At 58.9% G+C, this 12776-nt stretch carries 9 protein-coding genes; 5 read left to right on the top strand and 4 right to left on the bottom strand.

The annotated features are described in order from the left end of the window. Nucleotides 1-24: 24 nt before the first annotated feature. Together gyrA and mtnA are read right to left on the bottom strand one after the other, a co-directional pair. Nucleotides 25-2694, bottom strand: coding sequence for a DNA gyrase subunit A (gene gyrA, locus AC1RJ3_RS16835; RefSeq protein ID WP_489111565.1), 2670 nt, complete (start codon nucleotides 2692-2694; stop codon nucleotides 25-27). Nucleotides 2695-3099: 405 nt separating this feature from the next. Then, nucleotides 3100-4176, bottom strand: coding sequence for an S-methyl-5-thioribose-1-phosphate isomerase (gene mtnA / locus AC1RJ3_RS16830; protein WP_493079537.1), 1077 nt, complete (start codon nucleotides 4174-4176; stop codon nucleotides 3100-3102). A gap of 108 nt (nucleotides 4177-4284) precedes the next feature. On the opposite strand from mtnA, the gene AC1RJ3_RS16825 reads away from it, so the two are divergent. The 5 genes from AC1RJ3_RS16825 to AC1RJ3_RS16805 all read left to right on the top strand — a co-directional run bounded on the left by AC1RJ3_RS16825 (nucleotide 4285) and on the right by AC1RJ3_RS16805 (nucleotide 9267). Continuing rightward, nucleotides 4285-5616, top strand: coding sequence for a TRZ/ATZ family hydrolase (locus AC1RJ3_RS16825; protein ID WP_054593466.1), 1332 nt, complete (start codon nucleotides 4285-4287; stop codon nucleotides 5614-5616). Nucleotides 5617-5679: 63 nt separating this feature from the next. After that, entirely contained in the window at nucleotides 5680-6378 is a 699-nt protein-coding gene (gene ubiG / locus AC1RJ3_RS16820) for a bifunctional 2-polyprenyl-6-hydroxyphenol methylase/3-demethylubiquinol 3-O-methyltransferase UbiG (protein ID WP_019692990.1), read from the top strand. Between the two features lie 4 nt (nucleotides 6379-6382). After that, nucleotides 6383-7054, top strand: coding sequence for an N-acetylmuramic acid 6-phosphate phosphatase MupP (gene mupP / locus AC1RJ3_RS16815; RefSeq protein WP_054593468.1), 672 nt, complete (start codon nucleotides 6383-6385; stop codon nucleotides 7052-7054). 175 nt (nucleotides 7055-7229) lie between these two features. Then, complete coding sequence (locus tag AC1RJ3_RS16810; RefSeq protein ID WP_054593469.1) at nucleotides 7230-7970, top strand: YciK family oxidoreductase; 741 nt, start codon at nucleotides 7230-7232, stop codon at nucleotides 7968-7970. Between the two features lie 370 nt (nucleotides 7971-8340). Continuing rightward, entirely contained in the window at nucleotides 8341-9267 is a 927-nt protein-coding gene (locus AC1RJ3_RS16805) for a GGDEF domain-containing protein (protein WP_054593470.1), read from the top strand. Nucleotides 9268-9378: 111 nt separating this feature from the next. On the opposite strand, the gene AC1RJ3_RS16800 is transcribed toward AC1RJ3_RS16805, so the two are convergent. Next, the gene (locus AC1RJ3_RS16800; RefSeq protein ID WP_219731512.1) at nucleotides 9379-10140 is read right to left on the bottom strand and encodes an iron-containing redox enzyme family protein; all 762 of its coding nucleotides are present in this window, start codon (nucleotides 10138-10140) and stop codon (nucleotides 9379-9381) included. A 78-nt stretch (nucleotides 10141-10218) separates the two neighbouring features. Continuing rightward, on the bottom strand, nucleotides 10219-12678 hold the full coding sequence (locus tag AC1RJ3_RS16795) for an EAL domain-containing protein (protein ID WP_054593472.1): 2460 nt from the start codon (nucleotides 12676-12678) through the stop codon (nucleotides 10219-10221). Nucleotides 12679-12776 lie beyond the last annotated feature (98 nt).

The following is a 12776-nucleotide window of genomic DNA, read 5'->3' as shown; positions in this document are numbered from 1 at the left end:
ACACTCTGCCCTGCTACGATTTGGTTAGTCTTGCGACTCTTCTTCGTCAGCTGCTTCAGCCTGCTGGCTTTCGACAGTATCGTCCGGCTCGGTGCCGGCATCGAGCACCACACCTTCGAGCCCGGCACCCTCTTCGCCTTCCAGCTCTTCGCCTTCGACTTCCGATGGCTCCTGAACCCGCTCCAGACCGACCAGTGTTTCATCGCTGGCCAGTTTGATCAGGGTCACGCCCTGGGTGTTACGACCCAGACTGGATACTTCGTCAACACGAGTACGCACCAGGGTGCCCTGGTCGGAAATCAGCATGATTTCCTCGCCGTCGAGCACCTGGACTGCGCCGACCAGACGGCCGTTACGCTCGTTGCTGACCATGGCGATAACGCCCTGACCGCCACGCTTGTACTCAGGGAACTCGGTGATGGCGGTACGCTTGCCGAAACCACGCGCCGAAGCGGTGAGGATCTGGCTGCCTTCTTCCGGGATCAGCATGGAAATCAGCTTCTGGCCTTCCGGCAGACGCATGCCGCGGACACCGCGAGCGGTACGGCCCATGGCGCGAACGTCGGACTCTTTGAAGCGGGTAACCTTGCCGCCGTCGGAGAACAGCATGACTTCACGCTCGCCATCGGTGATGGCAGCACTGATCAACACGTCGCCTTCGTCCAGCTCCAGCGCGATCAAGCCAACGCTACGCTGACGACTGAAGGATTCCAGCGGGGTCTTCTTCACGGTGCCGTTGGCGGTAGCCATGAAGATGTAGTGACCTTCGGTGTATTCCTCGACCGGCAGCATGGTGGTGATGTATTCACCGTCGTCCAGCGGCAGCAGGTTGACCAGCGGACGACCGCGGGCAGCGCGGGATGCCTCAGGAATTTCGTAGGTTTTCAGCCAGTAAACCTTGCCCTTGCTGGAGAACAGCAGCAGCGTGGTGTGGCTGTTGGCGACCAGCAGGTGAGCGATGTAGTCCTCATCCTTGACGCCGGTAGCCGATTTGCCTTTACCGCCACGACGCTGAGCCTGGTACGCAGCCAAAGGCTGGGTCTTGGCGTAGCCACCGTGGGAAATGGTCACGACGCGTTCTTCTTCCGGGATCATGTCACCCAGGGTCAGGTCCAGACGCGCATCGAGAATTTCGGTGCGACGCACATCGCCGTACTCGGCACGAATCACTTCCAGCTCTTCGCGGATCACTTCCATCAGGCGCGTGGCGCTGTTGAGGATGCGGATCAGCTCGCCGATCTGGTTGAGGATCTCTTGATACTCGGCCAGCAGTTTTTCGTGTTCCAGGCCGGTCAGACGGTGCAGACGCAGTTCCAGAATGGCTTGCGCCTGTTCCGGCGACAGGAAGTACTTGCCTTCGCGCAGACCGTATTGCGGGTCCAGGGTCTCTGGACGGCAAGAGTCAGCACCGGCGCGCTCAACCATCGCAACCACCGCGGAGGATTCCCACGGCGTGCTGATCAGCGCTTCCTTGGCTTCCGACGGCGTTGGCGAAGCCTTGATCAGGGCGATGACCGGGTCGATGTTCGACAGCGCAACTGCCTGACCTTCGAGGATGTGACCACGCTCACGGGCTTTACGCAGTTCGAACACGGTACGACGGGTCACCACTTCGCGGCGGTGACGCACGAAGGCTTCCAGCAGGTCCTTGAGGTTCAGGATCCGCGGACGGCCGTCGATCAACGCAACGATGTTGATACCGAACACCGCTTGCAGCTGGGTCTGGGCGTAGAGGTTGTTGAGGATGACCTCAGGCACTTCGCCACGACGCAGCTCGATCACCACGCGCATACCGTCTTTGTCGGACTCATCGCGCAGCTCGGTGATGCCTTCCAGCTTCTTCTCTTTGACCAGCTCGGCGATCTTCTCGATCAGACGTGCCTTGTTCAACTGGTAAGGCAGTTCGGTGATGACGATCTGCTGACGACCACCAACCTTGTCGATGTCTTCGATGATCGAACGGGCACGCATGTAAATGCGGCCGCGACCGGTACGGTAGGCTTCGATGATACCGGCGCGACCATTGATGATCGCGGCGGTAGGGAAGTCCGGACCTGGGATGTATTGCATCAGCTCATCGATGGTCAACTCGGGGTTGTCGATGAGTGCCAGGCAACCGTCGATGACTTCACCGAGGTTGTGCGGCGGAATGTTGGTCGCCATGCCCACGGCGATACCGCTGGAACCGTTGACCAGCAGGTTGGGAATGCGGGTCGGCATGACCGCCGGGATCATTTCGGTGCCGTCGTAGTTCGGCACCCAGTCCACGGTTTCTTTATGCAGGTCAGCCAGCAGCTCGTGCGCCAGCTTGGTCATGCGCACTTCGGTGTATCGCATCGCAGCGGCGTTGTCGCCGTCGACCGAACCGAAGTTGCCTTGACCGTCTACCAGCAGGTAACGCAGCGAGAATGGCTGCGCCATACGAACGATGGTGTCGTACACCGCGGTATCACCGTGCGGGTGATACTTACCGATCACGTCACCGACAACACGGGCAGATTTCTTGTACGGCTTGTTGAAGTCGTTACCCAGCTCGCTCATCGCGAACAGCACACGCCGATGCACGGGCTTCAAGCCATCGCGCGCATCAGGCAGTGCCCGACCGACAATTACGCTCATCGCGTAGTCGAGGTAGGACTGTTTCAGCTCGTCTTCGATATTGACCGGGAGGATTTCTTTGGCCAGTTCGCCCATGAGAAGCCTGATTCCTTTTTCTGGTGAAACTTCGTCACATCCATATGGGACGAACGAAGCTCGCCGCTGCAGGCTGAGTGCCAGCACCGACTTACGACAAATCAACGAGTTATGCCATGGATCTGCGCAGTAAAGGCAGCCACATCGGACTACCTTGGAAACCGCCGGATGTTATCACAAGAGCCGCCACGCACCTATCCCCCAGATGCGCATGGAGCATAGTTAGTTGACCGGTGACAGGCGTAAAGGCGACGAGAGAGGCTTAGAGCCGTGACAACCCTCGATTCACAAGCAAAATATGGGTGCCAGGAACGGCAGACCGAGTCATCGTTCATCGCGGGCAAGCCTTGCTCCTACAGAGCAAGGCTTGCCCGCGATGGCAGTATTTCAGGCACCCCCGGATCGTCAGTGCAAGCGTTTGCGGCACATCAGTTGCGCCATCTTCGCGGTATCCGGCCGCTCGACGATGCCTTTTTCGGTAACGATGACGTCGATCAGGTCAGCCGGCGTGACATCGAACACCGGATTGAATGCATCGACATCAGCCCCCACCCGCTTGCCACCGATGTCCAGCAACTCGCTGCCATCACGCTCTTCGATCGGGATGTCGTCGCCACTGGCCAGATTCATGTCGATGGTCGAACTCGGCGCCACCACCATGAAACGCACGCCGTGGTGCATGGCATTGACCGCCAACTGGTAAGTGCCGATCTTGTTCGCCACGTCACCGTTGGCGGTAATTCGGTCAGCGCCGACGATCACCCAGGTCACGCCCTTGGTTTTCATGATGTGCGCAGCGGCCGAGTCGGCGTTCAGGGTGACCGGAATGCCTTCGTTGGCCAGTTCCCAGGCGGTCAAGCGCGAGCCTTGCAGCCAAGGCCGGGTTTCGTCGGCATAAACCCGCTCGATCATGCCCTCCAGGAACGCGCCACGAATCACCCCGAGCGCAGTACCGAAACCGCCAGTCGCCAACGCCCCCGTATTACAGTGGGTCAAAACAGCCTGGGCATTGCCCTGATGCTTGCGGATCAGGTCGACACCCAATTGCGCCATGGTCAGGTTGGCTTCGCGATCACTTTCATGGATTGCCAAAGCCTCTGCCTCAAGCACTTCCAATGGATTGGGGTGATCTTTGAGCCGCTCCAGGCGTTCGCGCATGCGACCCAGCGCCCAGAACAGGTTGACGGCGGTCGGCCGTGAATCCGCGAGCAGGGCAAAGTCTTCTTCCAGCGCCACCTGCCATTCGCCACCCGCAGCAAACCGCGCGCGCGCCGCCAGCACCACGCCGTAGGCTGCGCTGATGCCGATTGCCGGAGCACCACGCACCACCATCGAGCGAATAGCCTCAGCCACACCCGCTGCGCCGGTGTAGGCAATCCAGGTTTCTTCGAATGGCAAAATGCGCTGATCCAGCAGGTACAGGGCGCCGTCCCGCCAATCGATGGCCTTCACCTTCTCCGCAGCCAACAGTCGATCGCGCATCCCTCACCCCGCACTCATGAACAAAAGCCGCCGATTATAGCGATCCCCCCGCGAAGACGCTCGGGTATACTTCGCCATCCTACATAAAAGCACTGGACCGAACCCTCGATGCCGAATCCTGCCGCTGCGCTCGACTTACTCTTGCTGCCAACCTGGTTAGTACCTGTCGAACCTGCTGGCGTAGTCCTCAAGGAGCACGGCCTGGGCATCCGCGACGGGCGTATTGCCTTCATCGGCCCGCGCAGCGAAGCCTTGAAGCTCAAGGCCAGCGAGGTCCGTGAACTGCCGGGCATGCTGCTCAGCCCAGGCCTGATCAACGCCCACGGACATGCGGCGATGACATTGTTCCGTGGCCTGGCCGATGATTTGCCGCTGATGACCTGGCTTGAGCAGCACATCTGGCCAGCCGAGACCAAATGGGTCGATGAGGCCTTCGTCCGCGACGGCACCGACCTGGCCATTGCCGAGCAGATCAAGGGCGGCATCACCTGCTTCTCGGACATGTATTTTTTCCCGAAAGTTGCCAGCGAACGCGTGCACAACAGCGGCATTCGCGCACAAATCGCCATCCCGATCCTCGATTTCCCGATTCCCGGCGCCTGCGATGCGGATGAGGCTATCCGTCAGGGCGTCGAGCTGTTCGGCGATCTCAAGCATCACCCGCGCATCAAAATCACCTTCGGCCCTCATGCACCCTACACCGTCGGTGACGAAAACCTCGAAAAAATCCGGGTAATCGCCGAGGAGCTGGACGCAGCGATTCACATGCACGTCCACGAAACAGCCTTCGAAGTCCAGCAATCGGTCGAACAGCGCGGCGAGCGGCCATTGGCCCGCCTCGGTCGCCTGGGCTTGCTCGGCCCGCGCTTCCAGGCCGTTCACATGACGCAAATCAGCGAAGAAGACCTGGCGTTACTGGTAGAAAGTAACACCAGTGTGATTCATTGCCCGGAATCGAACCTGAAACTGGCCAGCGGCTTTTGCCCAGTGGAGCGCTTGTGGCAGGCTGGAGTCAATGTGGCGGTCGGCACCGATGGCGCGGCCAGCAACAATGACCTCGACCTGCTGGGCGAAACCCGCACCGCCGCCCTGCTGGCCAAAGCCGTTGCCGGCTCGGCCTCCGCCCTGGACGCTCATCGCGCCTTGCGCATGGCGACCCTCAACGGGGCCCGTGCGCTGGGGCTGGAAGCCGAAGTGGGCTCGCTGGAAGTCGGCAAGGCCGCGGACATGGTGGCCTTCGACCTGTCTGGCCTGGCCCAGCAACCGGTTTATGAGCCGGTGTCGCAGCTTATCTACGCCACCGGCCGGGACTGTGTGAAACACCTTTGGGTCGCCGGCAAGCAATTGCTCGACGACCGGCGCCTGACGCGCCTCGATGAACAACAGCTATGCGCCACGGCCACCGCCTGGGGCCTGCGCATCAGCGGACACGCCGAATAGAACGCCCCCTTGAATCGAACTTCAAGGCTGACAGCAGAATTTTTTAGATTTAGAGGATTACCCATGAGCAACGTCGACCACGCTGAAATCGCCAAATTCGAAGCCCTGGCTCATCGCTGGTGGGACCGCGAAAGCGAGTTCAAGCCGCTGCACGACATCAACCCGCTGCGGGTCAACTGGATTGACGAGCGCGTTAAACTGGCCGGCAAGAAGGTCCTGGACGTCGGTTGCGGCGGCGGTATCCTCAGCGAATCCATGGCACAACGCGGTGCCACCGTGATGGGCATCGACATGGGCGAAGCGCCGTTGGCGGTCGCGCAACTTCATCAACTGGAATCAGGCGTCAGCGTCGAGTACCGGCAGATCACCGCTGAAGCCCTGGCGGAAGAAATGCCCGAGCAATTCGATGTCGTCACCTGCCTGGAAATGCTCGAGCACGTGCCCGATCCATCGTCGGTCATTCGTGCCTGCTTCCGCATGGTAAAACCGGGTGGCCAGGTGTTCTTCTCGACCATCAACCGTAATCCGAAGGCTTACCTGTTCGCTATCGTCGGCGCCGAATACATCATGAAACTGCTGCCGCGCGGCACGCATGATTTCAAGAAATTCATCCGTCCTTCCGAACTCGGTGCCTGGAGCCGCCAGGCCGGCCTGAGCGTCAAGGACATCATTGGCCTGACGTACAACCCGCTGACCAAGCATTACAAGCTGGCCGCCGACGTTGACGTCAACTACATGATCCAGACGCTGCGCGAGGAGTAAGCCGATGGCAATCAGAGCAGTTCTTTTTGACATGGACGGCACCCTGCTCGACACCGCGCCGGACTTCATTGCCATCTGCCAAAGCATGCTGGCCGACCGCGGGTTGGCACCGATCCCGGACAAACACATCCGCGACGAGATCTCTGGCGGGGCCAAAGCCATGGTGGCGGTAACCTTTTCGATGGACCCGGAATCACCGGGTTTCGAGGCATTGCGACTGGAGTTTCTGGAGCGTTATCTCAAGGGTTGCGCGGTTCACAGCAAACTCTTCGATGGCATGGCTGAACTGTTGGCCGACATCGAGAAATCCAATCTGATCTGGGGCGTGGTGACTAACAAACCGCTGCGCTTCGCTGAGCTGATCATGCAACAACTGGGACTGGCCGAACGCTCGGCGCTGCTGATTTGCCCAGACCACGTGACCAACAGCAAACCGCACCCGGAGCCATTGATCCTCGCCTGCAAAATGCTCGACCTGGACCCGGCCAGCGTGCTGTTCGTGGGTGATGACCTGCGCGATATCGAGTCGGGCCGCGATGCTGGCACCCGGACCGCCGCGGTGACCTTTGGCTACATTCACCCTGATGACAATCCACGAAACTGGGGCGCGGATGTGGTGGTGGACCACCCTTCGGAGTTGCGCAAGGTGCTCGATAGCGCGCTGTGTAGCTGCTGATCTAACTGGCTGCCGGAGGCATTTGTGGCGAGGGGGCTTGCCCCCGTTCGGCTGCGAAGCAGTCGTAAATCAGCCAGTTCGGTGAAGCTGACAAACCGAGCTTGGGGTCGCTTCGCAACCCAGCGGGGGCAAGCCCCCTCGCCACAGTCTGTTTTCTGCTTTGTAGAGGTTTTTTATGTTTGATTATTCCGCCCGCCCTGAACTACTCAAAGATCGGGTCATCCTGGTCACCGGCGCCGGTCGTGGCATCGGCGCTGCCGCGGCAAAAACCTATGCCGCTCACGGCGCTACCGTACTGCTGCTGGGCAAGACCGAGGCCAATCTGACCCAGGTTTACGACGAAATCGAAGCGGCCGGTTATCCACAGCCTGCAGTGATTCCGTTCAACCTGGAAACCGCCCTGCCGCATCAATACGACGAACTGGCGGCCATGATCGAAACCGAGTTCGGTCACCTTGATGGCTTGTTGCACAACGCCTCGATCATTGGCCCGCGCACGCCACTGGAGCAACTCTCCGGCGAAAACTTCATGCGCGTGATGCACGTCAACGTCAACGCCATGTTCATGCTGACCAGCACCCTGCTGCCACTGCTCAAGCTGTCTCAGGACGCCTCGGTAATCTTCACCTCCAGCAGCGTCGGCCGCAAAGGTCGTGCGTACTGGGGCGCTTATGGCGTGTCGAAATTCGCCACCGAAGGCCTGATGCAAACCCTGGCCGACGAAGTCGACAACGTCGCGCCGGTTCGCTCAAACAGCATCAACCCAGGCGCAACCCGCACCAGCATGCGCGCTCAAGCGTACCCGGGCGAAAACCCGGCCAACAACCCGACGCCTGAAGAGATCATGCCGGTTTACCTGTACCTGATGGGGCCGGACAGCACTGGCATCAACGGTCAGGCGTTCAACGCTCAGTAAGCCCCTCGCCGCACCCCGCTGCCGCGACGGCATACTGTCGCGGCACGTGCCTCCCCTCCTTCAAGCGTCTGTTTGAAGTCAATCAAATGCCGCCGAATCAGCCACCAGTCACCGACACACAAGCCAACAAGCTGATTTAAAACGAATTTTATTCGTCTGAACCGAATGGCATGACTTTCGCTCTAATCCTGTTGAAACACGCAGCGTGTTAGCGATCGGGCAGCGCCATGTCGAGCTTACGTTTGCTCGACAAAGCAGACTAAAATCTAGCCACATGTCCTACGGGACTGATGGACCAGTATGACGCGCAGCCCAAAGCCGCTCTCACCCAGCCTGTAAGACAGCATTCCTGCTTAGGGGCTCACGCCATATGAAATCTCCAACCCAGACCAACGCAATTGACTTTGATAGCGCCAAAATGCAGCGGCTGGGCTTTGGCCAGTTGCCAGCCCTTTTGGAGCGTCCTGCCAGCCTCGGTCAATTGCGCCAGCAGCTGGGCCTGCAACTGCAAACCAGCCTTGAGCCGCAGCGCATTCTGGGACTGTTTTTCCGCGAAATTCAGCGCCTTGTGCCACTGGACGCCTTGAACTATCAACACAAAACCAGCGACCTGCGCCTGGAGTTCGGTCAGCGCGGACATCACTCGGTGAGCTATAGCCTGAGCCACGAAGGCACACACCTGGGCGATCTGGTGTTCCGTCGCAATCAGCGCTTCAGCGAAAAGGATCAGGGTAACCTCGAATCCCTGCTATCCAGCTTGCTCTTCCCGATGCGCAATGCCCTGCTCTATCGAGCGGCCACTCAAAGTGCACTGCGCGACCCACTGACCGGCACCGGCAATCGCATTGCCATGGATCAGACCCTGCAACGGGAGATCGACATGGCCCGGCGACACTTGCAGCCGCTGTCGTTGTTGATGCTCGATATCGATCACTTCAAACAGATCAATGACAACTACGGTCACAGCGCCGGCGATGACGTGTTGAAGGCTGTCGCAACCTTGATCAAAGACCAGTTGCGCAACGTAGACATGGTCTTTCGCTTCGGCGGAGAAGAGTTTCTGATTCTGCTGTCCAACACCAGCCGCGATGCCGCTGCAATGATAGGCGAACGCCTGCGCTATGCCGCACAAGCCGGGGAGTATTCGGCGGATGGGACGCTGATCGGCTTAACGGTCAGCCTCGGATGCTCGACGCTGCTGCCGGGTGAGTCCGCAGACAGCTTGTTGCGACGCGCCGACAGTGCGCTGTATGTGGCCAAGCGCGAGGGGCGTAACCGGTTGGCGATGGCGGGTTGAAGCTTGAACTCAAGCGCTCCGGAAAAGATCGCAGCCTGCGGCAGCTCCTACAGACTGCGGTCTGTCATGACACCCCGCCGAATGTAGGAACTGCCACCTGGCTGTGATTGTTTAGCTTTCGGCCAGCGCCATCCGCTCCCGGGCTACCGGAACCCTTTCGGAGTGTTCCAGTTGCATGCAACGTTCCAGGAACAGGTACATGTAGTCGTAGCTCTTGCAGATCGCCTGACGCAGTTCAGCTTGCAGGGATCTGGTGGGGTTCAGGCCCGCCAGCGTGCAGATGATTTCCAGGGCTTCCCATGGATGGGCATCATCGTATTGAGCGTGCATTTTCAGCCACTTCATCGCGCGCTTGCGGTCGTCCTCAGGGAACGCTGCCGCATAGACTCCACTGGAACACACCAGCGCCGACCACTCCCCGGTCGCCCCTTCAATGGCATAGTTGGTTGCCGCAATGGCAACAATCAGCGAATCCGCCGAGCTGGTATGCCAGCACCAATGACTCAACGCATGAAGCTCAGGTGCAACCTGCTGCGCCTGCAAATCATCGAGGCTGACGCCATGCGCGCGACTCCAGTGCACCCAATAGTCGGCATGATTGAGCTCAACCCGAATGTTGCGCATCAGCCAGCGACGCGCCATGTCCTCGCCGGGATGGCGGGCAAAGCGGGTCTTCGTCAGGTTTTGCGCCATGTACAACGCGAACTGTTCAACGACCGGCCAGCCACCAATCAGGTACTGACGCATGGTCCTTGCACTGAGTTTGTTGTCACGCATCCGCTGATACAGTTCATGTTCGACAACCCGACGCTTGCTCTCGCTGCAATCCCGGATCAGTTGCTGAGCCCAGGCGGGGTAACTTGCGGCTTCCATAAGCGGGCCGGACCTGTTGAATGTATCGATCACTGTCGCACTCCTTTTGATTGTGATGGTACGGATCAGCAAGAGATTTCAACGGAACGTGCCAGGCGCCCTGAATAACAGAGGCTGCGGTCTGGCGGGCCGACATTGCAGGCTGTCACAGGTAAACAATTGCGGGCGTTCAATGATATACCCTTGAGCATAATCCACCCCGATCTCCAGCAATGCCTGCTCGATCTGGGGTGTTTCAACAAACTCGGCAATGGTGCGCTTACCCATGACATGACCGATGTGATTGATCACTTCGACCATTGCACGGTTAATCGGGTCGTCCAGCATATCCTTTACGAAACTCCCGTCGATCTTCAAGAAGTCTACAGGTAAATGTTTTAGATAGGCGAATGAGGACATACCGGCACAAAAGTCATCCAGCGAAAAATGACATCCCAACCCTTTGAGCTCATTGATAAATCTGATTGCGCTGCCCAAATTGGAAATCGCGCTGGTTTCAGTGATTTCAAAACAAATCATTTCAGGCGGGATGGCATAGGCAGTGAATTTTTCACGCAGAAAGTGCAGAAAAGCCTCATCACCGATGGTAGTGCCTGACAGATTGATCGCACACATGGCCAACGGCCCTTTGCGCTCTTGGGCGATGCCCTGCGCAATGATCCTGAAAACATTCTCGACCACCCAACGATCCAGGGACGTCATCAGCCCATAACGCTCGGCGGCAGGAATGAAGCTGTCCGGCAGAATCATCCGCCCGGCTTCGTCGTGCAGACGCAGCAGGATTTCGATATGCCCGCCGCCCCGTTCGATATGCCCCAGCGCAGCGATTTCCTGTGAATACAGACAGAAGCGGTTCTCTTCCAGCGCCATGTGCAGGCGTTGCACCCAGGCCATCTCGCCAAAACGCAGGGACAACTCGGAGTCGTCGGCATGATAGACCTGCACCCGATTGCGGCCCTTCTCCTTCGCCATGTAGCAGGCCATGTCTGCAGCACGCAATGAAGCCTCAAGGGTGGCCGGAGCTTGAATGATGTGCACCAGACCGATGCTGACGGTGGTCACGAATGGCCGGCCTTTCCAGACAAAGTGCAGGTTTTGTACCGTCTGGCGCAGGCCCTCGGCGATTTTTTCCGAGGCTTGCGGCGAGCAGTTTTCCAGCAGAATGCCGAACTCGTCACCGCCCAATCGGGCCAAGGTGTCACCTTCGCGCAAACCCGATTGCAACAGTGCGCAGATATGCCGCAGCAGCTCATCACCCGCAGCATGCCCGCAAGTGTCGTTGACCAGTTTGAATTGATCCAGATCGAGGAACATCAAGGCATGTCGGGCTGGCTGGCGCGTCAGGCTGTGCAACGCCTGCTCCAGGCGATATTCGAATTCGCGGCGGTTGGCCAGCCCGGTCAACGCGTCGTGGGTGGCCTGCCAGGAAAGATTGGCAATGTACTGCCGCTCCTGGGTCATGTCATGCAGCACCAGTACCGTGCCACTGACTTTACCGGCATTGCGAATCGGCGAACCTACCAGCGTGACTGAAACCGTGCTGCCATCCAGCCTCTGGATCAGTTTGGAGTGTTCACTGCCGCCGCTGAGCTGACCACTGAGAATATGCTCGATCAGCGTGAAGCCATCCGCCTGGGCATTGTCATCCAGCAGATTGAACAAGGCTGCCAGCGGCAGCCCGATTGCCTGCTCAGCCTTCCAGTGGGTCAACTCCTCGGCTGCCGGGTTCATGTAAGCAATGGCACCTTCAACGTCGGTGGTGATCACGCCATCGCCAATGGACTGCAAGGTGATTTGCGCGCGTTCCTTTTCCAGCTGCAAGGCATTGGCAAACGCGTGGCGCTGAGCCAGTAGCTTATGGGTGCGCAAGAGTGCCAGGGCAATCAACCCCAACGCCGTGGCCAGGTTAGTGAACAGCAACAACCGCAGAATCAGCCGCGAGCCCTCGCCCAATGCGTCACTGAATGCTTTGGCGGCGGGGGTCACCGCTTCGTTGATGGCAAATATCCGGGCTTTCCAGCGCTGAATGTCGGCGTCGCTCGCCTGGTTGCCGACAATGCGCTGATGCATTTCAAGGGCGACGTTATCGAGCTGCATCAGGTAGGCATCGCCCACGGTCCAGCGATCGATAGCGGTTTCCAGGTAACTGAAATGCCGGAAGTTCAGGTACAGCCAAATCAGACTTGAAACGTCATCGGGATGGTTACCGCCGTTGAGGATACCCCGCCTCGCGGCCTCAAGATCAGGCGGTTGATGATCCAGCGCGACCCGCAGTTCATGCCCGCCCTGGGGGACTGAAATAGCCTTCTGATACTTGAGGAAAATCGACTCGTCGCGACTGTCAGCGTAGAGATTGAGGTAATAGATAGCGTCTTTCTGACCCTTGGACCACAGGCTTTCTCCGGCAACATAGCCGCGAACCGCCGACAAAACGTACAGGCTGACGCCGCCCAACAGGGCCTGAAACAATACGACGGCGATAAATGGCCAGACGATGCCCAACAACCGTGGCGTTCCGAGAGTCCGCTTTTGCTTCATGAGGTCCCTTGCATAAGCGCTGCCTGATGAACACCCTAGAGAATTCCGCTCCTAGCAGCACAGACTAGGCTAATTTTCGATTTTTCGAAGACGTCAGG

This window comes from Pseudomonas sp. GW822-FHT04C11 (assembly GCF_058800905.1).
The sequence above is the reverse complement of the archived record's forward strand: the minus strand, read 5'-3'. Positions and strand labels throughout refer to the sequence as shown.